Annotated in this window: 24 protein-coding genes; 14 read left to right on the top strand and 10 right to left on the bottom strand. The window is 33.9% G+C overall.

All coding sequences use genetic code 11. The features are described from left to right. Window positions 1-6: 6 nt before the first annotated feature. Both HMPREF3239_RS02130 and HMPREF3239_RS02125 read right to left on the bottom strand, forming a co-directional pair. Complete coding sequence (locus HMPREF3239_RS02130) at window positions 7-1,374, bottom strand: four-carbon acid sugar kinase family protein (RefSeq protein ID WP_053030046.1); 1,368 nt, start codon at window positions 1,372-1,374, stop codon at window positions 7-9. 8 nt (window positions 1,375-1,382) lie between these two features. Beyond that, the gene (locus HMPREF3239_RS02125) at window positions 1,383-2,258 is read right to left on the bottom strand and encodes an NAD(P)-binding domain-containing protein (RefSeq protein WP_053030047.1); all 876 of its coding nucleotides are present in this window, start codon (window positions 2,256-2,258) and stop codon (window positions 1,383-1,385) included. A 118-nt stretch (window positions 2,259-2,376) separates the two neighbouring features. Here HMPREF3239_RS02125 and HMPREF3239_RS02120 point away from each other — a divergent pair, with 118 nt between their 5' ends. The 9 genes from HMPREF3239_RS02120 to HMPREF3239_RS02080 all read left to right on the top strand — a co-directional run bounded on the left by HMPREF3239_RS02120 (window position 2,377) and on the right by HMPREF3239_RS02080 (window position 10,512). Further along, window positions 2,377-2,988 (top strand): GntR family transcriptional regulator, encoded by a 612-nt coding sequence (locus HMPREF3239_RS02120; protein WP_053030048.1) that lies wholly within the window; start codon window positions 2,377-2,379, stop codon window positions 2,986-2,988. Window positions 2,989-3,277: 289 nt separating this feature from the next. Beyond that, entirely contained in the window at window positions 3,278-3,982 is a 705-nt protein-coding gene (locus HMPREF3239_RS02115; RefSeq protein WP_053030049.1) for a DUF969 domain-containing protein, read from the top strand. Further along, window positions 3,975-4,901 carry a DUF979 domain-containing protein gene (locus tag HMPREF3239_RS02110; RefSeq protein ID WP_053030050.1) on the top strand — a complete coding sequence of 309 codons (927 nt, stop codon included), beginning with the start codon at window positions 3,975-3,977 and terminating at the stop codon, window positions 4,899-4,901. The genes HMPREF3239_RS02115 and HMPREF3239_RS02110 overlap by 8 nt, the downstream gene beginning before the upstream one ends. Window positions 4,902-4,925: 24 nt before the next feature. Continuing rightward, on the top strand, window positions 4,926-5,564 hold the full coding sequence (pcp, locus tag HMPREF3239_RS02105) for a pyroglutamyl-peptidase I (protein ID WP_053030051.1): 639 nt from the start codon (window positions 4,926-4,928) through the stop codon (window positions 5,562-5,564). A gap of 317 nt (window positions 5,565-5,881) precedes the next feature. Further along, window positions 5,882-7,444, top strand: a complete 1,563-nt coding sequence (locus HMPREF3239_RS02100; RefSeq protein WP_053030052.1) for an ABC transporter substrate-binding protein — start codon at window positions 5,882-5,884, stop codon at window positions 7,442-7,444. Further along, a complete protein-coding gene (locus tag HMPREF3239_RS02095; RefSeq protein WP_053030053.1) occupies window positions 7,437-8,396 on the top strand; it encodes an ABC transporter permease in 960 nt (319 codons plus the stop codon). Before HMPREF3239_RS02100 ends, HMPREF3239_RS02095 begins: the two co-directional genes overlap by 8 nt. Next, entirely contained in the window at window positions 8,386-9,153 is a 768-nt protein-coding gene (locus tag HMPREF3239_RS02090; RefSeq protein ID WP_053030054.1) for an ABC transporter permease, read from the top strand. The genes HMPREF3239_RS02095 and HMPREF3239_RS02090 overlap by 11 nt, the downstream gene beginning before the upstream one ends. Next, the gene (locus HMPREF3239_RS02085) at window positions 9,120-9,893 is read left to right on the top strand and encodes an ATP-binding cassette domain-containing protein (protein WP_053030055.1); all 774 of its coding nucleotides are present in this window, start codon (window positions 9,120-9,122) and stop codon (window positions 9,891-9,893) included. The genes HMPREF3239_RS02090 and HMPREF3239_RS02085 overlap by 34 nt, the downstream gene beginning before the upstream one ends. Next, window positions 9,880-10,512 (top strand): ATP-binding cassette domain-containing protein, encoded by a 633-nt coding sequence (locus tag HMPREF3239_RS02080; RefSeq protein ID WP_053030056.1) that lies wholly within the window; start codon window positions 9,880-9,882, stop codon window positions 10,510-10,512. Before HMPREF3239_RS02085 ends, HMPREF3239_RS02080 begins: the two co-directional genes overlap by 14 nt. A gap of 72 nt (window positions 10,513-10,584) precedes the next feature. Here HMPREF3239_RS02080 and HMPREF3239_RS02075 read toward each other — a convergent pair whose 3' ends face one another. Next, a complete protein-coding gene (locus HMPREF3239_RS02075; protein WP_053030057.1) occupies window positions 10,585-10,842 on the bottom strand; it encodes a CPBP family intramembrane glutamic endopeptidase in 258 nt (85 codons plus the stop codon). Window positions 10,843-10,998: 156 nt separating this feature from the next. On the opposite strand from HMPREF3239_RS02075, the gene HMPREF3239_RS02070 reads away from it, so the two are divergent. Continuing rightward, the gene (locus HMPREF3239_RS02070) at window positions 10,999-11,844 is read left to right on the top strand and encodes a CPBP family intramembrane glutamic endopeptidase (protein WP_070854558.1); all 846 of its coding nucleotides are present in this window, start codon (window positions 10,999-11,001) and stop codon (window positions 11,842-11,844) included. Between the two features lie 99 nt (window positions 11,845-11,943). Here HMPREF3239_RS02070 and HMPREF3239_RS02065 read toward each other — a convergent pair whose 3' ends face one another. Then, the gene (locus HMPREF3239_RS02065) at window positions 11,944-12,552 is read right to left on the bottom strand and encodes an NDxxF motif lipoprotein (protein ID WP_053030059.1); all 609 of its coding nucleotides are present in this window, start codon (window positions 12,550-12,552) and stop codon (window positions 11,944-11,946) included. A 169-nt stretch (window positions 12,553-12,721) separates the two neighbouring features. Here HMPREF3239_RS02065 and HMPREF3239_RS02060 point away from each other — a divergent pair, with 169 nt between their 5' ends. After that, on the top strand, window positions 12,722-13,942 hold the full coding sequence (locus HMPREF3239_RS02060; protein ID WP_053030060.1) for an MFS transporter: 1,221 nt from the start codon (window positions 12,722-12,724) through the stop codon (window positions 13,940-13,942). 277 nt (window positions 13,943-14,219) lie between these two features. On the opposite strand, the gene HMPREF3239_RS02055 is transcribed toward HMPREF3239_RS02060, so the two are convergent. The 3 genes from HMPREF3239_RS02055 to HMPREF3239_RS02045 form a co-directional block, all read right to left on the bottom strand. Continuing rightward, entirely contained in the window at window positions 14,220-14,864 is a 645-nt protein-coding gene (locus tag HMPREF3239_RS02055) for a CPBP family intramembrane glutamic endopeptidase (RefSeq protein ID WP_256323730.1), read from the bottom strand. Between the two features lie 270 nt (window positions 14,865-15,134). Further along, a complete protein-coding gene (locus HMPREF3239_RS02050) occupies window positions 15,135-16,667 on the bottom strand; it encodes a sodium:solute symporter family protein (RefSeq protein ID WP_053030061.1) in 1,533 nt (510 codons plus the stop codon). A 51-nt stretch (window positions 16,668-16,718) separates the two neighbouring features. Then, window positions 16,719-17,600 (bottom strand): N-acetylneuraminate lyase, encoded by an 882-nt coding sequence (locus HMPREF3239_RS02045; protein ID WP_053030062.1) that lies wholly within the window; start codon window positions 17,598-17,600, stop codon window positions 16,719-16,721. 242 nt (window positions 17,601-17,842) lie between these two features. Between HMPREF3239_RS02045 and HMPREF3239_RS02040 the strand changes: the two genes are divergently transcribed. Then, on the top strand, window positions 17,843-18,709 hold the full coding sequence (locus HMPREF3239_RS02040; protein WP_070854557.1) for an ROK family protein: 867 nt from the start codon (window positions 17,843-17,845) through the stop codon (window positions 18,707-18,709). A 72-nt stretch (window positions 18,710-18,781) separates the two neighbouring features. On the opposite strand, the gene HMPREF3239_RS02035 is transcribed toward HMPREF3239_RS02040, so the two are convergent. After that, window positions 18,782-19,588: a MurR/RpiR family transcriptional regulator gene (locus tag HMPREF3239_RS02035; protein WP_053030064.1), complete on the bottom strand. Its 807-nt coding sequence runs from the start codon at window positions 19,586-19,588 to the stop codon at window positions 18,782-18,784. Between the two features lie 171 nt (window positions 19,589-19,759). On the opposite strand from HMPREF3239_RS02035, the gene HMPREF3239_RS02030 reads away from it, so the two are divergent. Both HMPREF3239_RS02030 and nagB read left to right on the top strand, forming a co-directional pair. After that, complete coding sequence (locus tag HMPREF3239_RS02030) at window positions 19,760-20,431, top strand: N-acetylmannosamine-6-phosphate 2-epimerase (RefSeq protein ID WP_053030065.1); 672 nt, start codon at window positions 19,760-19,762, stop codon at window positions 20,429-20,431. A gap of 24 nt (window positions 20,432-20,455) precedes the next feature. Then, on the top strand, window positions 20,456-21,184 hold the full coding sequence (gene nagB / locus HMPREF3239_RS02025) for a glucosamine-6-phosphate deaminase (protein ID WP_053030066.1): 729 nt from the start codon (window positions 20,456-20,458) through the stop codon (window positions 21,182-21,184). Between the two features lie 58 nt (window positions 21,185-21,242). On the opposite strand, the gene HMPREF3239_RS02020 is transcribed toward nagB, so the two are convergent. Together HMPREF3239_RS02020 and nagA are read right to left on the bottom strand one after the other, a co-directional pair. After that, a complete protein-coding gene (locus tag HMPREF3239_RS02020) occupies window positions 21,243-21,491 on the bottom strand; it encodes a hypothetical protein (protein WP_053030067.1) in 249 nt (82 codons plus the stop codon). 117 nt (window positions 21,492-21,608) lie between these two features. Next, complete coding sequence (nagA, locus tag HMPREF3239_RS02015) at window positions 21,609-22,766, bottom strand: N-acetylglucosamine-6-phosphate deacetylase (RefSeq protein ID WP_053030068.1); 1,158 nt, start codon at window positions 22,764-22,766, stop codon at window positions 21,609-21,611. Between the last annotated feature and the right edge of the window lie 182 nt (window positions 22,767-22,948).

Below are 22,948 nucleotides of genomic sequence, written 5' to 3'. Positions count from 1 at the left end.
TACCCCCTATTTATTCATTTCATATACTGTTGCTAAAGTTTCAACTTCTCCCACATTTCCTGGGAAAATAACATAAGGCATTTTAGGATATTTAGCTTCATTACCTGTTAACCAAACAGGAACTCCTTTTGTAACTTGGCCAATAACCTCTGCTTTTTCTATATTTAATCCCTTTGTAGCAACGTCACTTGAGGTAATTCCACCTTTAGCAATAATAAATTTCGGTTTTATAGATATATTTTTGATAACATTGACTATGCTATTTGAAATATTGGTTGATATACTCAAATTATTATTAATATCTTCAGTTTTAATAACATCTCTAGATGTATAAACAACAACACTATTTCCATTAGATATTTCTTTTTCAACTTTTTGAATTAATTTATTTATATAATCTTCCAAACTCTTTTTAGTAATTTCTCTAACATCAAACTCAAAAGGTTTAATTTCTGTATTATTAATTAAGTAGCTCAATTGGTCACTTGATTTCTTTACATGTGATCCAACAATTATTATTCCGCCATTTTTATTACTACTATATTGATTTAAATTAATGATTTCTCCTGGAGTTTCACACATAGCTTTTACAAATGACGCTGCAGTTCTAAAAATAAATTTCTTTTTATTTCTTTTTAGAAACTTAATCAAACAACTGACAAAATAATTCATGTCATTATCATTGAGAGCATCCACAACTACAGCGCTAAAATTATCTAATTTTTCAAAAACAGAAAATATTTCTTTTTCATTTTTTTCCCTCAAAGTTTTCAATGAGATATGAAATACTGCATTAGATTTTATCTCTCCCCCACTTTTTTCTTCCACAAATTCAAACATAGTTTCAGAAGAATAACCAAATGTAGTATCATTTGAAAATTCGCTTTGAACTACAGGTATATACTCATCTTTTTCTTTTAAATAGTGTATACCATTATAGGTATATCTGTTTCCTTCGAAGAATTGTGGTAAATAAAATACTCCATCAAAAGGTTGCGTAGCTGATTCACTTATTACCTTTGGTTCAAGATAAAAATGACCACGCAATGTTGAATCTCCTCTACTAATAATTAAGTAGTCTTTTTTTAGGTTTTTTGCCACTTTTTCTATATTCCGACTAATTTCTTCATGTAATTTTACTGTTTCCTTTTCACTTAAAGCTCTTGAATTAGTTAAGATATAAAACATATTATTTTCTTGTAAGAACCCATCTTCAATCCATTGCTCAGTCCATTTTGTATAAACTGGCAAATCTTTAACTGTTTGAGTACCAGTTGGATCATCATCCAAAACAATAATTTTATAGTTAAAATCACTTAAACCTTTGTTAATATTTTCTATATTTTTTTGATTCACTAAACTGTCGCTAATCATAATATCACCTACATATTGTTTATTTTTTCAATATATTTAATTATTCCAGAATGATCATTAAGCCCATTACCGTGACTTACTTCAGATTTATAAAATTCTTTTACAAGTGATGATAAAGGTAGTGTAAGACCAACTGTGTCAGCAGTAGAATTAACGTTTTTTAAATCTTTTAAATTTATATTCAGAGTCCCACCTGGTTTGTAATCTTCTTTTATCATTTTAGGAAATTTAGCTTCCATTACACTTGAGCCAGCTAATCCTCCTCTTATAGCTTCATACATCCCATTTAAATCAATATTAAATTTTTTGGCTAAAACTACTGCCTCAGATAAAGCCACTATATTAGTGTTTACAATTATTTGATTAGCTAATTTAACTACACTTCCCGAACCGACTTCCCCTACTCTTACGACGGAATTTGCAATTGGATTTAAGACATTTTTTATCTCATTTAAATCATTCTCATCACAACCTACCATAACTGATAGTTCTCCACTTATAGCTAATGGTTCTCCTCCACTTACTGGCGCATCAAAATATTTAATCTCTCTTTCACCTAGCACTTTACTAATTTCTAATGACTCATTTGGAGTTAATGAGCTAGTATCTATAACTCCTTTAATATTTATTTTGTTATTATTTAGGATATTATTTTCCCCACTATATAAAACACTTTTGACAATTGCACCATTTGGTAAAGATAAAATTAAATAGTCTACCTCATTTGAGATTGTTTGAATTGTGGAATCTTTAGCACCGTATCTAACAACTTCTTCTATTGACTCTTTATTAATATCATTTACTAATACTTCAATATTCTCTTTCAATAAATTTTTAACCATTGGCTTACCCATAATACCTAAACCTATGAACCCAATTTTCATAATACCCTCTCCTTTGTAAGCGATTACATTATTTATGTATACAATAATACTATAATTGTATACATTTTAAAACCCTAAATTTTATAGTAAACTTATTTCATAACGAGGGGGCATGGTTATGGAAAACTTGAATTTAACTATCTACCAAAGAATCAGAAATGACATCATTGATGGGAATTTAAAGAGAAACGAAAAATTAACAGAATCTAAACTAGCAAAAAAGTATAATGTTAGTAGAACCCCTATCAGAGAAGCTCTAAAACAGTTAGAATTAGAATACTTTGTAAGAGATTCTTACATTTTCACTCCAACAAAAGAAGAATATAGGCAAATTTTTGAAATGAGAATTTTATTAGAAACTTTTGCTATCAAAAAAGCTGGCATTGTTTATACTAAAAAAGATTTTGAGGAACTTAATCAATATACTCAGATAGATATTGATAAGGATGATGAACAAGAAATTATTAGAGTCAATGATCAATTTCATCAAAAAATAATGAAGGCAACTAATAATCAATTCATTCTAGAAACTTATCAAAAATATCGTAGTTTTATATATTTATTTAGCCAAACTGTAATAAATAAGCGTAGACCTAACTTAATTGAAGAACATAAAGAAATAGTCGTAGAACTTGCAAAAGGAAATGTTCAAAATGCTACTAATTTACTTGAAGACCACTTAAAAAAAGACTTAGAATTCAGTCTTTACTACCTTGAATTCAAAAAATAATTTAATATAATTTAAACCCTTCTCATATCATTATTTTGAGAAGGGTTAATAATGGTTAAAATCGTTTGTTATACTATTAATTATTATACTTTCTTTATATAAAATATTATTCTTTTTATTTTAAATTCACTTTAATAGTAATTTTAGTTGTGCTAATATTAAGAAAATTACATCTATTAATCATTTATCTATCTTATCTGAGTTAGATTCATTACAACATTATTGTAACTTTGAACCTCAGATTTTAGATATTAAATGATAAATTGAATTAATTTTAAGGAGTGGTTTTATGGAATGGATTAAATTGATTGGTATTTTAATCATTATCATCGGCTTCATTCTTAAGTTTGATACAATCGCAATTATTTTAATTGCTGCTGTGGTCACTGGTTTAGTTGCCGGTATGGATATCGTTGAAGTACTTTCAACACTTGGAAAAGCCTTTGTAGATCAACGTCTTGTAACTTTATTTATGCTTACACTTCCTATGGTCGGTTTAATTGAGCGTTTTGGTTTGAAGCAACAAGCTTCTAAACTCATTAGTAACGTTAAGAAAATAACAACCGGTCGCCTTCTTACTTTATATTTAATTATTCGTGAAATCGCCGGTGTAGCTTCTATACGTATCGGTGGACACCCTCAATTTGTTCGACCTTTAATTAATCCAATGGTTCAAGGTGCACTTCGAACACGCTTTAATCTTACTGATAAAGACATCGATGAGAAAGATATTGAAAAATTAAAAGCTGAAGCATCTGCTATGGAAAACTATGGTAATTTCTTCGGTCAAAACTTATTTGTTGGTGCTGCAGGCGTCTTGTTAATGGTTGGGACTTTCCAATCTCTAGATATCAAAGTGAATGCAATGAGTTTAGTACTTGCTTCAATTCCTATCGCCATCATCACACTTATCTTAGTTTGGATTAAGAATATTTTACTTGATCGTTACTTTAATAAAAAATATGGACATAATGAGGTGAAAAATCATGAATGAGACAACGTTAAACCATATTTTAGAAATATTTTACATACTTATTGGGCTTCAGTTCCTATATACAGCCTTTCGCGCTTTACGTTCACAAGATAAATCAAAACGTTTAGGTACGGCAGCGTTTTGGACGATTCTAGCTATTTTATTCATAGGCGGGCCTTACATTCCTGACGCAATAAATGGTCTCCTTGTTTTAGCTATGGGTGCGTTAACACTTTTCAGACAAGTTACAATTAAAAATATTATCGATGTCAATGATAAAGAAGTTGAAAAAGGTTCTGCTAAATATGGAAATAAGCTCTTCATTCCAGCAATTGTCCTAGCTGTCGTAGCTGTTGTTGTATCAAACTGGACACCACTTGGTGGTGCAATTGGTTTAGGTATTTCATCAGTTATCGGCTTAATTGCAGCATTACTCATTATCAAACCGAAATTATCTTACACATTATATGATAGTGACCGATTAACACAACAAGTTGGGACAACAGGTATATTGCCACAGTTCTTAGCAGCACTAGGCGTACTCTTTACTGCAAGTGGCGTAGGTCAAGTCATTTCTAAAGGCATTTCATCATTTTTACCTGAGGGTAACCATTTAATTGGTGCCATTGCATATGTGCTAGGTATGGTGCTCTTCACAATGCTTATGGGAAATGCTTTCGCTGCATTTACAGTTATCACAGCGAGTATCGGTATTCCTTTCGTGATTGCTCAAGGTGGAGATCCAATCATAGCAGGTGCACTTGCCATGACTGGTGGTTTCTGTGGAACATTACTTACACCTATGGCAGCAAATTTCAACACATTACCAGTTGCACTACTTGAGATGAAACAAGAATTTGGCGTTATTAAAGCACAAGCACCTATAGCCTTAGCACTTATAGTAATTCACATTGCACTAATGTATTTCTGGGCATTTTAAAAAATTCTAAGGAGGAAATGAATAATGAAAATTTTAGTTACAGCATTTGATCCATTTGGCGGGGAAAAGATTAATCCTGCATTAGAGGCAGTAAAGCAATTAGAGGACATAATTGGTGAACATACCATTTCAAAGTTAGAAATTCCAACCGTCTTTCATGAATCTAAAGACGTCATTGATAAAGAGTTAGCAAATGGCAATTACGATGTGGTCTTGTCTATTGGTCAAGCTGGTGGGCGTTATGATCTGACGCCTGAGCGTGTTGGTATCAACATAGATGATGCACGTATTCCAGATAACAAAGGAAATCAACCAATTGATGTAGCTATTCAAGAAGATGGAGCACCTGCCTATTTCTCAAATCTACCTGTCAAGACGATGACTGAAGCGATTAAAGCAGCTGGCATCCCAGCAAGTTTATCGAATACCGCTGGCACTTTTGTTTGTAATCATGTCTTATATCAATTAGGTTATCTCGCTGATAAATCATACCCTGGCTTGTTATTTGGATTTATTCATGTGCCGTTTATCCCAGAACAAGTGACAGATAAACCTGGGAAACCATCGATGTCTATTGAGACAATAGCGAAAGGTTTAACTGCTGCTATTAAAGCCATTTCTAAAGAAGATGATACTAAAGTTGCATTAGGTGAAACACATTAAGCCTGCGACATAAATAATATAATGGAGCTATTTTGCAAATTCACAGTAGCTGACTGAACTGAAAAGGCGCTTAAATCAAGCTTTTCTCAGTTCTAGTCATCCTTGCGGGGGTGGGACAACGAATTTAAAAGCATTCTGTCCCACTCCCTTATTTTCAAAATTGGAAAACCTCTACGTATCTATTCACAAATTTATCATTTCAAAGAATTTGTATAGGGTGTATCATATAATAATGTCTATTGATGGAAAAATATTTTTTCATAACTAAACTCTATTATAAAAAATAATGATGAATACAATGGAAAGAAGGTAAAACATTGAAAAAGCGCATATGCTATTCGCTCTCTATGTGCGCGATGCTTATGTTAAGTGGTTGTGCTCAACATCACAATGATGACAGTGAGGTAAAAGTCTCGCTCCCTCGTGAATTTAATACAAAACAACTTGATGCACAAGGTTTTGATGCCCCTATGCCTGTATACAATGCCATCTATCAACCGCTTGTGACTTATGGTGAAAATGGCAAGATTGAACCTGGACTTGCTACATCATGGGACGTTTCAGAAGATGGTAAACACTACCTTTTTCACTTGAAGCACAATGTAAAATTTAATGACGGTTCTGAATTTGATGCATCGGCTGTTAAATTTTCGATTGAACGTGCGAAGGCAACAGATACAACAGATCCTATGGAAACGTTAGATAAATTAAAATCTGTCACAATAAAGGACAAACATACCGTTGAGATTGAATTAAAATCGCCATCAAACCAAGTGCTAAATGAGTTGTCTCAAGTTAGACCGCTCCGCATTATGAGTCCACATGCAGTTAAAGACGGCAAGACAACTGGTAAATTTGAGAAAGCAATCGGCACAGGTCCATTTAAAGTTGCAGATTCAACCAATGAAACTGTGAGCTTCAAACCAAATACATATTACCGTAATGGCCATCCCCTTAACTACAATCTAACATTTCAATCGATTGAGGATAGCGATTCAAGACATTTAGCGATTGAGAGTCATTCTATTGATATTACGGGTGGTTCCTTAGGTCAAATGACGCCACAACAAGTAAAAGAGTCGCATAGAAACAAAGCATTATCTGTACATACGTCACCAAGTACAGAAACGCAATTTATGGGATTTAATCCACAGCATAAAATCTTACAAGATAAGACAATGCGTGAGGCAATTAGCAAAGCAATTAATACAGATGACTTATCACCGAATAAGAAATTGAAAGGTCTATTTCAACAACATGTTCAATACGTCAATTCAAATAATCATTCTGACCATGATTACGACCCTTCAACATCTCAGTCACTCATCCGTTCTTTAGGTTACAAGATGAACGATGATGGTTATTTTGAAAAGGACGGCCGTGTACTGTCATTTAAACTCGCACTACAAACCGATGAATTTCCAGAATGGAAGACGAAAGCGGAAATTATGCAACAAGACCTTAAAAAAGTAGGTATTAAACTCGATATTACTATTTTAGATTCACAAACATATTATGAAACATTAACGGTGCGTAAAGATTTTGACCTCATTTATTATCGAACATATACGAATGCATTAATGCCATACAATTTCTTGAATGCACGATTTAAACAAGATGGTACGCGTCCCGGTGTGTTTGCAGACGATGCCACTTTAACATCTATGATTCATCAATTCCCGACGATCATCAATATGCGTGACCGACAACATGCGTTTGATAAGCTATCATCTTATATTGACCGACAATATCTCATTGTCCCAATTTCCTATCCTAATGAGACATTTGTAACCAGTCCTAAAATCAAGCATTTCGAGTTCTCAGGGCAAACAGATGCACCGCTAAATTATGATAAGTTGAAGGTGTCAAATAATGACTAACATCGTAAAACATTTCATCCGACTACTCATTTATTTAATCATTATTTCTTTTGTGCTCTTTCTTCTTTTGGAGAACACAACTGGCAATCCTGCCGTTCAATACTTACAAGAACATGGTGTCGCTCAAATTACACCTGAACGTATCAAAATGGCTCAAGATAAACTCGGTTTAAGCCAGGCAATGCCTGTTCGCTATGTACAATGGTTAGGTAATGTCTTCACAGGCGATCTTGGTACGAGTTTCAGCAATGGTGAACCTGTAACAGAACGTATTTCCCAGGCAATTACACCAACGATTAAACTAATTATTGGTTCAGCTATCATACTGTTTCCTATTAGTTACGTCATCGGTTATCTATGTGGCAATCATCCACGGAAAAAGTGGTCAGTCGTATTAACTCGTATTGCTCAAGTCATAACATCATTACCAGAATATTGGCTAGCTATTATTTTCATTTATTACTTTGGTGTGAAATGGCATCTGTTCCCCTTTGTAGGAAGTAATAGTTGGGAATACTTTGTTCTTCCAATTGTTATACTCGTTCTTGTAGAAGGTAGTCATATGTTGCTATTAAGCAGTCACCTTTTTGAAAGCACCTTACAAAGTCAACCTTTCCAATTAGCCCAATTGCGTCGGTACAAATTAAAAGATCGTATCTACGTACAAGTAAAAGAAATATTAGCGCCACTCATGACGATTACCATTAATAATTTTATTCATTTATTTAGTCGTGTGATCATTTTAGAAGTCATATTTAGTATTTCTGGATTAGGTAAGTTACTCATCAACAGCATTAATTTGCGTGACTATCCTGTGATTTTAGGCATATTAATGATGATTATTACTTTTATAATGGTGCTTAATTTCTTCGGCGATGTTTTACTTGAGAAGAGTGATCCACGTCTAAGATTGTCAAGAAAGTCAGGAGGCCGAATTACATATGAAGATTAAACATTGGATATGGCCTATCGTGGCAGTTATTTTAGTCATACTTGCTACACTGCTCTATGATAAAGCAAATATGATTCATCAATCTGAGGCACTATTGCCACCGAGTCTGCACCACCTTTTAGGTACTGATCATTTAGGTCGTGATTTCTTCACACGCTTATTTGTAGGTAGTATGGTTACACTCGGTTTAACAACGCTTATTATTTTTGGCACCGTTGTATTAGGACTTGTATTAGGGCTAGCAGCTGCACTGATTGGTCGTTGGCTGGATGCGTTATTAATGGCACTTGCCGATATGTTAATTGCCTTACCATCTATTATTATCGCCCTTGTGGTATTAGGTTTTATCAATAACTCAATTATCGGTTTATGCCTAGCCTTGATGATTGGCTGGTTAGGACGCTACTTACGTTACTTTAGAAATTTGGCACGTGATGTACAAACGCAACCATTTGTTAAATTCGCATCTTTGAGTGGCCTTACGAAGACACAAACAACGATACACCACATTGTTCCACACCTAATACGTAACGTAACTGCATTAATCACTGCAGATTTTGGTAAATTAATGCTTAGTATTTCTGGATTAGCTTTTATTGGATTAGGCGTAAAACCGCCGTTGCCCGAATTAGGTGCAATACTCTATGACGGTAAGAGTTACTTTTACTCAGCGCCTTGGTTATTCTTCTTTCCAGGACTATTGTTAGGAGGTTTCGCGCTCATATGTCAAATACTCAATCGTCGATACACACGCTAAACACGTTATTAAAGTTGAACAATGTCTCTGTTTATGATGGACATCAAGTATTATTGAACGATATAGATTTTAATGTCACAGAAGGTAGCTTTCATTGTTTAGTTGGGGAGAGTGGCAGTGGGAAATCTTTACTAGCACGGACGGCTTTGAATATGTGCCCTCCGCATTTAAAATATCAAGGTCAAATCGATATTGATTTAAATAATACGGATGCTATGTTCCAAGATACCAATAGTAATTTCTTCCAAAACGTACGTATCCAAAAGCATTTTGATGCCCTATTTGATGCATTGCATACGCAATGGTCTCGACAGCAACAACATGAATTTGTATACCGCCAATTTAGACATTTAGGTTTAGAACATCCAGAAGCTTTACTTCATGACTATCCTTTTCAATTGAGTGGTGGTATGGCACAACGTATTGCGTTAGTGATGTCAATTGTAAGAGAAGCCAAATTCTTGATTGTAGATGAACCAACTAGCGCATTAGATTTTGACAATCGCAATCACTTAATGAAGTTATTACATCATGTTGTCGAAGCACATCATATGACACTCTTATTTATCACGCATGACTTAAGTTTAGTGATGAATTACGCAACACATATTAGTGTGATGCGTAACGGACAAATAATTGAAAGTGGCAAGGCTGAAGAGATTTTAGCGAACCCTAAACACCCATACACTCAACAATTAATTGAATTGGCACATAGGAGATACCGATATGTTGCAGATTAAATCTTTAAATAAATCATTTTCTGAAAAGCAAATTTTTAAAAACTTTAATTTCGAACTTAAAAATGATGATCATTTAATTATTAGTGGTACAAGTGGGAGCGGTAAGTCGACACTCGCACAAATCATTGCTGGTTTGGATAATCGTTATGAAGGTATCATAAGCTATAAAGAGATGACACTCGGACACGTGTCACGTCACGACTGGATGAAACATATTCAATACGTTCCGCAATATAATGCCAATACATTAGATCCTAAAAAAACTGTTTCATGGGTTTTGAAACAACCTTTAAAGCACTTTAATATTCCTAAACGTCTACATGACGATAAGATTTTAAGTGTCATCGAACAATGTCAACTCGACAAACGTTTATTATCTAAAAAAGTGTGCACTTTGAGTGGCGGACAATTTCAACGCTTGTGGATTGCGAAAGCCCTACTCGTTGAACCTGAGATATTAATTTTGGATGAAGCTACAACGAATCTTGATGTGATCAATGAAGACATCATTATTCAAATGTTACGAAATTTGAATACGTTACAGCTTATTATGATCACACATGATCCTTATTTATTAGACAGCCTTCCTGGTAAACACTTAAAAATCGAGTGTAATTAAGATAAAAAGCAATGCCCACCAAAACTTGGGCATTGCTTTTTATTACGTATATACTATAACTTTAGCGCTTCTCTACCAAAAATAATTTTGAAATGTAGCGAATATATTACCAAGCATGTGTATGATTATCGGTACTTCAAGGCGTTTTATTTTTAAATATGCAGTAAGAAAAATCAAACCTGAAAAGCCGTAAATCAACCATTCTTCTATATTGCTTGGACCGTGCGCCCCAGCAAATAAAATAATGATTAAACATAGGGATTGTAATAGCAACTTCCAATAAGGTTTATGAGGAATTTGAAAGTCTTTTTTCGTATCATGTTGTGCCACCGTTCGCCTCCTAGCATTATTATTTGAATTGTTAATTTTAAGTTAAAATTACTTATTCTTAGCAAGTGACCTATTAAAAATGTCAAATATATGTTACATTCATAATGAAGTATTCATGTTCAAAGTTTACTATTTCTAGACAAAGGTGGGTTTATTATGACGAATCAACAGAATCTGAATACAAATGCTAATGTAACCACTTCCTCAAATGAAGCATTGACATCCAAGGAGCATATACATATTGAAGAACATTGTCCAAAGGGTAATAAGTTTGTGCGTGCCCTCATTTTCATTGGCTGGATGTTACTGATTCAAATTCCGTTAGTTAGTATCATGTTTATCTATAGCTTTTCTATTTATATAGATACATTGACTGGTACATTAGTAACCATCATTTATTTATTAATCGCTGCTATAGTGATATGGCTTGTTAGAGGCTATTATAAACGTCATACGTATGAAGAACCTAAAAAATTCACAGGCAAAGCGATTGCGATTAACATTGGTTGGGCCGTACTTCTTAGAATCATCGTTATAGGTATGTCATATTTAATGTTATTTGCTACAGGTTCGATGCAAACACAAAATGACAAAATGTTATTAGGTGATATGAATGCGGCTAAACCAACACCTGATCAATTAGGGCAAGTCTTTCCGCTCATTATCTTCGTACTTACGATTACATTTGTAGCACCTTATTTAGAAGAACTTGTTTATCGTGGCATCTTCAAAGAAACATTATTTAAACGTACACGATTCTGGTTACCATTCATTTTATCATCCCTTATCTTTGCTTCTCAGCATGGTATTTCAAATTGGGTAGCTGTTCTAATGTATACGATGATGGGCATGATATTCTATCTAGCTTACCATCGTCGTGGTAATGTTAGAGATAGTATGATGGTTCACATGATTCATAACGGTGTGAGTGGCATCATGATTTTAGTAAGTTATTTCATGGTACTTTTTAAACATAAGTGTCTGAAGCTAGTTCTACCATAACAAATAATGTCACTCTTTAATCTTAAATCTTTCTTAATTTAGAAATGATTACTTACACAGTAAAAGCAGGACTTCATCCCGTCGAAGTCCTGCTTATTTTTATTTATCAAATGCAATGGTTTGGATATTTTTCTCTTTTAAAAATTTCTCAATTTTTGCTTGTTCTCGACCATTCGCAATATTTTTATCTTTATTAATATCGAGAATATCTTTTAATGATGCATTTTCATCTAAATTTAACGCACGTTGATTTGTTTGATAAATTGCTATCATATAATTACTTATCTTTTTAGTGTATTGTTCATATTCTTTGTTAGGCATCTGATTAATTTTTATGTAATTGGCAAAGTTTTTTAAATTTCGTTCTTGTAAGTCAACAATATGATTGAATTTTTGCTCTTTCTTTTTAGATAATTTTTCGTCAGAGTCTAACTTGTCCTCGTATGGCTCTCTAGCATCTGTTAGTTTTCTATCGGTATCTAAATAGGTTTTAATATCTTTTTTGATCGTACCCTCAGAAATCTTCTGATTTTTGGTTGTTTTTTCAAAAATATGTTTCGGTATCTTATGATTATGTTTAGAACTATTGTGTGACTGCTTATTATCTGAAGATGTATCTTTAGAATCTTTCTCATCCGATGATGACGAACATCCTACTAATGAAAGGGTTAATACTAATGTTGAAATGAATAATATAAACTTTTTCATATCAAATCTCCTTTTTTATTTATCAGTATTAAATATATTCACAGTCAGAGTATATCGTACAAAATTATATAAATTAACAGAATTGAAAACTTAAATGATACAACCTTTATATTCTAAAAATTCTGATAAATGGTATTATAAAGATATTATATTGTGGGGGTGACCTAAAATGAAGCGAAATTACTATTTACTGTTATTATTTACCTTAATAAGCATTATTGGCAGTGAACTATTCATCTTTGCCCTGTCATTTAAATTACTCTATGACTACAAAAGTCCACTTTATTTCACAACTTACCTTGTTACTTTAGTCATTATAGAGGTCTTATGCGCACCTTTAATAGGTAAATTAGTTGATCATTATACTAAAAAGAAACTCGTAATAATAGGACAAATAATTAATTTATGTATTATTCCAATTTTTATTGTATTTAATCATTTATTAGACAATATTATAACTATTTTTATATTGCTGATTATTCTTACGATAACAGATATTATTGTAGGATTAACATTCACAAGTGGTCTAGTCGGAATAGTTGGGGACACTTTATTAGAAAAAGCTGTTTCAAATCGTGAAGCAATCATTAGAATGGTTTCCATTGTAGCACCTATTCTTGGTGGAACGATTTATGCGTTTATTCATTTATCGGATTTCTTAATTATTATGATAATAACTGAACTATTATCATTGGTACTTTTTTTATTCATCAAATTCAATCATGAACAAACATCTGAAAAGAATAAAGAAACTATTGAAGAAAACCAAATGACAGAAACAGGGATTCTTAAATTTATCAAACCACATAAAGACCTCATTGTCTTACTAAGTATTGGAGTTATTTCTAATTTCTTTTTGGCTTTTAGTAATGTTGGTATTTCGACTAGTTTTGCTCAATATTTTCATATGGATTCTAAATCATTAGGGCTAATAGAATCGATTACGACTATATCAATGTTTCTAATGGCAATTGTCTATCCTTATATTAAATTTATAAAAAGTACGTTTGATAGAAACATCATTGGATCATTGATTCTTGGTATAAGTATGGGTATATTATCTGTTCCTTTTATAGTACATTTTAATCCGAGTTTTATACTTATTATTTATAGCGTTTCACGTTTTTTAACTGGCGTAGGAATCCAATTTATGAATATTTCAGCTATGATATATTTACAAAAAGTTATTCCAGAAAATTATAAAGGTCGATACTTCGGTTTAATGACGAGTGTTGTTCAAAGCGTTGCACCAATTGGATATTTACTTGCCGGTGTATTGTTTAATATCTCTAATATTTTTTATCCAATTTTATTTAGCAGTATTCTGTGTGCTTCTATACTAATTAGTATGCTCTTGAAGTTGAATAAAAAATATGAACGTTCAGTATAAATAACTAAAAGCCTGGGACATAAATAATATAATGAAGCTATTTAGCAAATTCGCAGTAGCTGACTGAACTGAAAAGGCGCTTAAATCAAGCTTTTCTCAGTTCTAGTCATCCTTGCGGGGGTGGGCGGGGCCCCAACACAAAGAAATCACGAAAGTGATTTTACAAGCTAAGCAAGTTGGGAGTCGGGACCCCAGCAAAGAGAACTTCATCAAGAAATTCTACAAGCAAAGCAAGCTGGGAGTGGACGACGAATTTAAAAGAATTCTGCCCACTCCCTTATGCTTGCTTTCGCTTAATTGTTAGTAAAATTAAAATCATGCATACATATCCAGCGATGGATATCACTGATGCTTCATAACCAAATTGATTGCCTGTGATTGCTATGTTCTTAGTATGTACGACATACTGCCATATGCTATACTGGCTTTCCTTTTCAGTGATGAATACAATTTGGGATAAATTCCAGCAAAAATGTAATGTAATGCTTGCCCAAATGGTATTGAATGTATAAGTTGCTAAACCAAACATCATACCTACTAATGAACCACTAATTAATAATAAGAAGAAACTAGTTACATTTAGTCCACCGTTTAACAAATGAATGGCACCAAAAAAGATTGCCGTGGAAATAATGGCAACGTTGATATTCGTCTTCTTCTCAACATACACCATCAAGAAACCTCTGCATACCATTTCTTCAACGATTGCGCCACCAATGGCTGTTACAAAGATAGACCAGAAAAACGTGTGCAATGTATCATTCAAAGTACTAAAATGATGTACGATGAAATCACCTGGTACAAAGATGAAATATACCGCATAAACTGTTACTGGTAAACCTATACCTAATACCACATAGATGATATTAAATTTAGGTTTCGTGATGCGATATGCTTTTAAATTATCTTTAAATACACGCATGATGAATAATCGAACAACGAGAAATGCAAAGATAACATATAATAACCCTTGTAGAATAGCGTCTATACCTAAAAATGGAATTAAGTCACTGAAGATGGATGCAATGCGTAATGCTCATGATTAGTAGTGCTAGAATAAACATACCTATAATCTTTAATAATTTCATGATGATACCTCTATTTGTTTTATAGTTCATTTTTATCTTAGCATAACTCTAGAGGCATAAAATACGAGTCGAACAAAAACTTGTGTCCAACTCGCAACAAAATATTATTTTTTCTCTACTACTTTAGAAATATATGTTGATGGTTTATCTTTATCGAAGATTGTTAATCCAGTAATATCTTTCGCATTTTTAGCTGGTACAACCAGACTTACTAAGTAGCCAAAGACGAAGGCCACGACGAAAGAAATAATTGATACATAGAATGGTGAGTTTCCGCCTCCGACACCATTGAGTAAGTATGCGATCACTACGCCTGTAACTAAACCTACTAAGACGCCAAATGTGTTGGCACGCTTCGTAAAGATACCTACTGCAAAGATACCAGCCAGTGGTACACCAAATAATCCAGTGATTAATAAGAATAAATCCCATAAGTTATTTGAATCAGCAGCAATTAAGTATATTGAAATACCATAACTTAATAAGCCTGCCACAACAATGACTAATCGTGCGAAGTTAACTTCTGCTTTGTCTGCCCCTTTTCCAAAGAAACGGTGTTTAATATCTTCTGAAATACATGCTGAAATTGAGTTCAAGCTTGATGAAATCGTTGATTGTGCAGCTGCAAATATAGCAGCAATCAATAACCCACCTACAAATGGTGGCATTTCAGTTAGAATAAAGTACGGCACGATTGATGATGTATTGAATCCTTTAGGTAAGACTTGTTCATGTTGATAGAATGAATACATCATTGTTCCCATACCATAGAAGATAGGTGCAGAGATTAACGCTAATACACCATTGGTCCATAATGATTTCTTCGTTTCGTCCATTGAATCTGATGCTTGATAACGTTGAACAACATCTTGACTCGCAGTATATTGGTGTAAGTTGTTAAAGATATTTCCAAGGAAAATGATTGGAATCGCAGCCGCTGCTGAATTCAATTTCCAGTTATCTGCACTAATAATTTTCTTGTTGGCGATTGCGTCACTGACAATGGTGCCGAAACCACCTTTGATTTCAAAAGCACCGATGATAATAATCAATAATGCCCCGCCAAGTAAGATAACGCCTTGAATAAAGTCACTCCATACAACGCCCTCGAATCCACCTAAAAACGTATAAAGAATACATAAAATCCCTACTAAACTAGCTACGATATATGGATTCATATCAGATACTGCTGTAATGGCTAGTGTCGGTAAATAAATTACGATAGCGATGCGTCCCAAATGAAAGATAACAAATAATAATGATCCAATGACACGAATACTTGGACCAAATCGTGCTTCTAAATATTCGTACGCTGATGTTACACGTAACTTTTTAAAGAATGGTACATAAAAAGCAATTAAAATTGGAATAATTGCGACAATCGCAATATTACCAGCTATGTATGCCCAATCCGTTAAAAATGCTTTTTCTGGTGTAGACATAAAGGTAATGGCACTTAATGTTGTCGCATAAATCGAGAAACCAATGGCCCATGAAGGTAAGCGACCACTTGCCGTGAAGAAACTATCCGTATCTTTACCAGCTCTTTTAGTAAAGTACGCTCCAATTAATAACATAATGACTAGATAACCAATAACAGCTACCCAATTCCATGCCCCAAAACCTACTTGATGCATAATCAACACCCCTTGTGCTTCATATTCTGTTGTTAAATCGTCTCAGTTTGCTTATAAATCATATTGCTTAATTAAAGTGTCTAATGCGTCACGATGTGTTTCATCAAATGGTTTGAATGGACGTTTAGGTAAGCCGCCATCGATACCACGAGACTTTAATATTTCTTTTAATGTTGGATAAATGCCCATACCTAATACTGTTTCAATGATGTCATTTGAATCGTGTTGTATTTGATAGGCTTCAGCAATTTTACCTTCACGTGCTAAATCAAAAATTTGTCGTGCACGGCGACCATTCACATTGTATGTAGAACCAATCGCCCCATCGACACCTGAGATTGTGGCTTGAACTAACATTTCATCAAATCCTGATAATATGAGCTTATTAGGGAATGCTTTACGAATTCGTTCTAATAAGAAGAAATTGGGTGCAGTGTATTTCACGCCAACAACTTTCTCATGGTTAAATAGCTCGCCAAATTGTTCAATACTAATATTGACACCTGTTAAATCAGGGATTGCATAAATAATCATATTGTTTTGCGTTGCTTCGATAATATCGAAATAGTATTGCTTAATTTCTTCAAATGAGAATGGATAATAGAATGGTGTAACTGCTGATAATGCATCATAACCTAATTCAGTTGCATATTTCCCTAGTTCAATCGCTTCATTTAGATCTAATGAGCCAATTTGCGCGATTAAGTTCACATCGTCTCCAACAGTTTCTTTCACAACTCTAAAGATTTGTTTCTTTTGTTCTTTACTAATTAAGAAATTTTCTCCAGAACTACCATTCACATATAAGCCATCAAGTTTTTCAGTTTCAATCGCATTTTTGGCGATTTGTTTGAGCCCTTCTTCTTTGACTTGACCATGTTCATCAAATGGTACAAGTAATGCGGCATATAAACCTTTTAATTTATCTTCCATGTCACGTTCCTCCAAACCAATTTTTATTCAAATTCATTTTTATAAACTTTGAGATAAATTCAATTACAATAAATTTCTATTTACACTTCGAATTGTAAACGCTATCATTTTCTTAAACAACTACTTTTGAAAAGATTTAACAAAATATTCTAAAATTAGTGAAAATATTTTTCAAAAGGAGGGATGACGCTTACTTCGATTTGAAGTGTCGTTATAATAAAGACGAATAAGGAGGTACCTCAATGTATAAAATAGCTGTAGATATAGGTGGAACAAATATTAAAGTAGCAGTCATTAATGATGATTTAGAAATGATTGATTATCAAAAGATTAAAACGCCAGATAATATAAATGTACGTATAGTAGATAAAGTGTATGAATTGGTAGAAGGGTTTATGAGCCAATATCAACTTAACAATCCATTTATTGGTATTTCAAGTGCCGGCGTCGTTGATTCGGATTTAGGTCAGATTATTTATACCGGTCCGACCATTCCAAATTACGACGGTACGCAATTCTTCGAGGTCTTTAAAGATTTATCGTCTGATATCGCTGTCTATAATGATGTGGATGCTGCATTATTAGGGGAACTCAAACTCCACCATTATGAAGAGGATAATATTTTTTGTTTAACTTTAGGCACTGGTATCGGGGGTGCATTTTATAATTCAACGCTTGGTATATATCAAGGGTCACGTCATCGCGCAAATGAAATTGGTTATTTACTGTATCGACAAGAAGATGGTAAAACATTCGAGCAACGTGCCTCAACTTCTGCACTTAAAGCCCTAATGACGGTAAATCAGTTTGAACACGGCACCGACGTACCTAAGTTATTTGATTTAGCTGAAAAGAATCATCAAGATGCCATTCTCATTCTTGATCAATGGAGTCATTATGTTGCTGAAGGTATCGCACAAATTCAAATTATGTATGATCCAAGCCTTATTCTGATAGGTGGCGGTATTTCATCTCAAGGTAACACATTACTTAAATACATCGAACCTAAAATCCATCACTATCTACCTTCTGATTACGGCATTGCTAAGATACAAACCACTCAAACAGAAAACCATGCCGCATTATTTGGTGCAATCACTCAACTATAAGGCTATAGCGTTAGGGGAGCGGGACAGAATTCGATGCATTCACATTGAATTCGTCGTCCCACGCCCCCTTTTTCATTCTTTCTCATCACCTAAAATGACATGACGCGTTTGTTGATACACGTGATGCATATGTGTGTCATTAAGTAGTATATAGCTGACTAAATCTAATAAAAAATGTGTCGCGATTTGTGAATTAATAAATTTCGAATCATTGTTGCTGGATTGTGCAGTCGTAATTAATACTAAATCTGCATTCTTAGTGAGCGTACTTCCTTCAAAGTTGGTTATCACAACCACATAGGCACCTTGTTTTTGTGCAATCTTCGCAGCTTCAATTAACTCTAACGTTTCACCACTATTTGAAATAGCGACAAACATATCTCTCGATGACAATAGCGATGCAGAAATCTTCATTTGATGTGCATCTGTCGACACAGATCCTTTAATACCCATGCGCATCGTTCGATAATAAAATTCACTTGCCGTTAATCCTGAACTTCCTAATCCCGCGAAATTGACTTGGCGACATGTCTTCAAATTATGTGCTAAACGCTTAATCTTTTCCTCGGAAATAAATTCACCCGTTTGTTGAATAATATTTTGATGATAACGATGAATCAGTTGAACAAGTGGCGCATTTTCAACTACTTTTTCTGATTTTTCATGTTGCAAATTAAATTTCATATCTTGAAAGTTGGCATAGTTCAATTTCCCACTAAATCTTGTGATTGTAGCTGGTGATGTCCCTATGGCATAGGCTAAAGAATTAATCGTTGAGAAATTTTCATCAAGTTCATGTGTTTGTATGTAGTCGATGATTTTTTTATCCATTTTCGTTAACAAATGACGGCTTCGTTGAATACGATTTTCAAATTTCATTACATCACCTCGTAATTAAGTTAGTTAAACTGTAGTATATTTGAAAATATTTTTCAAATGTGGTTTATAAATTGATAAATATTTTCTTAATGTTATGATATGAATGAATAAACGAATCAATTACAATGCTATTTCTATTTACAATTTTGAAAAGACGGAGCGTGTTTAAAAATGTTACCAAACGGATTAATCGTGTCATGTCAGGCGTTACCTGACGAACCATTGCACTCATCATTTATTATGTCAAAAATGGCGCTTGCCGCTTATCAAGGTGGTGCAGTTGGAATTCGTGCTAATACGAAAGAAGATATTTTAGCGATTCGAGAAGAAGTATCACTACCGGTTATCGGAATTGTAAAACGAGATTATGAGGGTTCAAATGTATTTATTACCGCAACTTCTAAAGAGGTTGACGAATTAATCGAAAGTGGTTGCGAGGTAATCGCTTTAGATGCCACTACCCAATCGCGTCCTAAGGAGTCACTTGAGGCATTAGTTCAATACATTCGAGAGAAAGCACCTCATGTTGAAATTATGGCTGATATTTCAACAGTTGAAGAAGCCATTAATGCAGATCATTTAAACTTTGATTACATTGGCACAACATTACGAGGGTATACGTCTTATACAAAGGGACACATTCTCTTTGAGAATGATTTTGAATTCTTGAAAGAAGTATTGCAAAAGGTTAATGCCAAAGTGATTGCTGAAGGAAATGTCATTACCCCTGAAATGTATAAAAAGGTAAGCGATTTAGGCGTACATTGCACGGTTGTTGGCGGTGCAATTACACGTCCTAAACAAATCACTGAACGTTTTATAGAAGCTGTCCAACAGAAATAACATCTTAATTTGGAGGCATAAATCATGAAAATAACAAACTTAGTAGACAAAAAACTGGCGAGTGATTATGTTGCCATTGAACTATTGAAACTGACTAAAGACAAACCTGATGCGATATTGGGCCTTGCTACTGGTGGCACGATGACGGATGTCTATCCCCGCTTTTCAGAATTGCTATCAGCCAATCACGTTGATTTAGCAAATGTTCAAACGTTCAATTTAGATGAATATGTAGGTTTAGAACCTTCGCATGCTCAAAGTTATCATACGTATATGCATCAATTATTATTTGATCATAATGATAGTTGGAATGAAGATCACATTCATATCCCTCAAGGGCATGTTGATCATTTAGAGGAGGAAGCACGACGTTACGAAGCGCGCTTGAAGCAAATAGGTCAACCAGACATCCAATTATTAGGTATTGGTGAAAATGGCCATATCGGTTTTAATGAGCCAGGCACATCTTTTGAAAGTGAAACACGTGTCGTTGATTTAACCGAATCAACGATTAATGCCAACAGTGTGCATTTTGATCATATTGATGATGTACCTAAACAAGCTGTATCAATGGGATTAAATTCCATCATGCGTGCGAAACGAATCATACTCTTAGCATTTGGTGAACGTAAACGTGATGCGATTCATCAATTATTAAACAGTGAACCCACTGAGTCATTACCTGCATCGATCCTACATCAACATCCTAATGTAGAAATCATTGTTGATGACACGATTTTCAAACAGTTATAGTATCTTATCCTAAATAATACAAAAAAAGAAAGTGGAGATTACAATCCACTTTCTTTTTTTATGAATGTTTAAATAATTTTAAAATTAAATACATAATAATGCTGATAATCGCAATAATTGAGAAAGTAATTAAGAATATTAACTCTGTTTGATGGAATTCAAACGCTAAAGTAAAATGATTAAAACTTTTGAATGTGCTATATACAATAAAATTAAGTACGATTACTGCAAGTAATGCAATAATTGATAGCCATGTTAACCAACTAAAGAAATGTTTAGCATTTGGGAATCTAAAATCATTATTCATGGTTAGGACACCTCTTTTCCGTCGCTTGTGTTTCGTATCAAAACATTTACTACATATATACACTTGTATGCATATTTTTAAACGCGGAAAAGAGATAATCCCAATTGAATACATTTTTTAATATTGATGTACAACGCCCGATTTGATTGTTTTGTCAATACGAATCGTATCATCTACCACTACGATATCCGCATCTTTGCCGATTGCTAAGCTACCTTTATGCGCATCGATGTTCAATGCAATCGCTTGATTCAAGCTTGTCACACGCCATAAATTTTCTAATGAATCGTGTGTATAATGAATTAAATTATGCAAACCATCATTCATTTTAAGAATACTACCTGCTAAGGCACCACTTGCTAGGCGGGCTTCTTTACCTTTAACGATAACGTTCTGTCCACCCAAATCATATTCCCCATCTTCCATGCCTTTCGCACGCATAGCATCAGTAATGAGATACATATGTTCATTTCCTTTTTGCTTATATGCAATATGCACAGCAGCCGGATGTGAATGAATACCATCCACAATAATTTCAGTATTTAATTGATCATTCGTCCACGCTGCACCAAAGACACCAGGATTGCGATGTTCGAATGGTGTAGCTGCATTATATAGATGTGTGACGTGCTTAGCACCATGTTCCACCGCTTCATTCGCTTCATCAAAAGTGGCTACCGTATGCCCCATTGAGAAGATAATATCATCATGTAATTGATTAAGCGTATCATGGGCACCTTCAACTTCTGGTGCAAATGTAATAATTTTGATTTGATGATTAGCCACATCTTGGAAATGTTGAATTTTCGACGCTGATGGACGTTGCACATATTTAGGATTTTGTGCACCAACTTTATGTTCTGAAATAAATGGTCCTTCTAAATGAATGCCGCCTACTTCCGCTGCTTCTCCTTGTTGTTGATCTGCTTGATATGCCACGATATTTTTCAATGCTTTTTCAATGTTGGCATCCGATTGTGTCATCGTTGTTGCTAAGAATGTAGTTGTGCCCTCTGATAACAATTGTTCTGCCAAATGTTTCAAACCATCGTAAGACGCATCCATGGCATCCTCACCATAGCCGCCATGAATATGAATATCAATGAACCCAGGCAATACATTTTGACCTTTCACATCTATTTGTTCTAATTCGCCAGTATACGTTCCTTGCTGAATATCACTGATTTTGCCATCTTCTACGACAAGATATCCATTTTCAATAACTTGTTGTTCTGTGTAAATTTTACCGTTCGTAATGACATAGTTTGTCGACATGATATACCTTCTTTTCTATTGAATTCTTCAAATTTTCATCTCAATTATAGCATTTCATTAGATAGTATTTAGCCAAATTTCTCTTTTGGAAAAAGTTTTCAAAATAGCGCAGTATGACTTATGAATCGTTATATTTCATAAAATTTGAATTTTGAAAATATTTACTATTATCGGTATACTCA

This window comes from Staphylococcus sp. HMSC34C02, assembly GCF_001838705.1.
Taxonomy (GTDB): Bacteria; Bacillota; Bacilli; order Staphylococcales; family Staphylococcaceae; genus Staphylococcus; species Staphylococcus borealis.
Note: the sequence above shows the minus strand (reverse complement) of the source record. Positions and strands in the feature narration are given on the sequence as shown.

Excerpts from the sequence above, each read along its gene's own strand:
- HMPREF3239_RS02070 (WP_070854558.1), top strand. The coding sequence starts at position 10,999 with ATGACGAATCAACAGAATCTGAATACAAATGCTAATGTAACCACTTCC.
- HMPREF3239_RS02040 (WP_070854557.1), top strand. The coding sequence starts at position 17,843 with ATGTATAAAATAGCTGTAGATATAGGTGGAACAAATATTAAAGTAGCA.
- nagB (WP_053030066.1), top strand. The coding sequence starts at position 20,456 with ATGAAAATAACAAACTTAGTAGACAAAAAACTGGCGAGTGATTATGTT.
- HMPREF3239_RS02115 (WP_053030049.1), top strand. The coding sequence starts at position 3,278 with ATGGAATGGATTAAATTGATTGGTATTTTAATCATTATCATCGGCTTC.
- HMPREF3239_RS02035 (WP_053030064.1), bottom strand. The coding sequence starts at position 19,588 with ATGAAATTTGAAAATCGTATTCAACGAAGCCGTCATTTGTTAACGAAA.
- HMPREF3239_RS02120 (WP_053030048.1), top strand. The coding sequence starts at position 2,377 with ATGGAAAACTTGAATTTAACTATCTACCAAAGAATCAGAAATGACATC.
- HMPREF3239_RS02020 (WP_053030067.1), bottom strand. The coding sequence starts at position 21,491 with ATGAATAATGATTTTAGATTCCCAAATGCTAAACATTTCTTTAGTTGG.
- HMPREF3239_RS02110 (WP_053030050.1), top strand. The coding sequence starts at position 3,975 with ATGAATGAGACAACGTTAAACCATATTTTAGAAATATTTTACATACTT.
- HMPREF3239_RS02130 (WP_053030046.1), bottom strand. The coding sequence starts at position 1,374 with ATGATTAGCGACAGTTTAGTGAATCAAAAAAATATAGAAAATATTAAC.
- HMPREF3239_RS02085 (WP_053030055.1), top strand. The coding sequence starts at position 9,120 with ATGTCAAATACTCAATCGTCGATACACACGCTAAACACGTTATTAAAG.
- HMPREF3239_RS02030 (WP_053030065.1), top strand. The coding sequence starts at position 19,760 with ATGTTACCAAACGGATTAATCGTGTCATGTCAGGCGTTACCTGACGAA.
- HMPREF3239_RS02125 (WP_053030047.1), bottom strand. The coding sequence starts at position 2,258 with ATGAAAATTGGGTTCATAGGTTTAGGTATTATGGGTAAGCCAATGGTT.
- HMPREF3239_RS02090 (WP_053030054.1), top strand. The coding sequence starts at position 8,386 with ATGAAGATTAAACATTGGATATGGCCTATCGTGGCAGTTATTTTAGTC.
- pcp (WP_053030051.1), top strand. The coding sequence starts at position 4,926 with ATGAAAATTTTAGTTACAGCATTTGATCCATTTGGCGGGGAAAAGATT.
- HMPREF3239_RS02055 (WP_256323730.1), bottom strand. The coding sequence starts at position 14,864 with ATGCGTGTATTTAAAGATAATTTAAAAGCATATCGCATCACGAAACCT.
- HMPREF3239_RS02045 (WP_053030062.1), bottom strand. The coding sequence starts at position 17,600 with ATGGAAGATAAATTAAAAGGTTTATATGCCGCATTACTTGTACCATTT.
- HMPREF3239_RS02050 (WP_053030061.1), bottom strand. The coding sequence starts at position 16,667 with ATGCATCAAGTAGGTTTTGGGGCATGGAATTGGGTAGCTGTTATTGGT.
- nagA (WP_053030068.1), bottom strand. The coding sequence starts at position 22,766 with ATGTCGACAAACTATGTCATTACGAACGGTAAAATTTACACAGAACAA.
- HMPREF3239_RS02080 (WP_053030056.1), top strand. The coding sequence starts at position 9,880 with ATGTTGCAGATTAAATCTTTAAATAAATCATTTTCTGAAAAGCAAATT.
- HMPREF3239_RS02065 (WP_053030059.1), bottom strand. The coding sequence starts at position 12,552 with ATGAAAAAGTTTATATTATTCATTTCAACATTAGTATTAACCCTTTCA.
- HMPREF3239_RS02060 (WP_053030060.1), top strand. The coding sequence starts at position 12,722 with ATGAAGCGAAATTACTATTTACTGTTATTATTTACCTTAATAAGCATT.
- HMPREF3239_RS02095 (WP_053030053.1), top strand. The coding sequence starts at position 7,437 with ATGACTAACATCGTAAAACATTTCATCCGACTACTCATTTATTTAATC.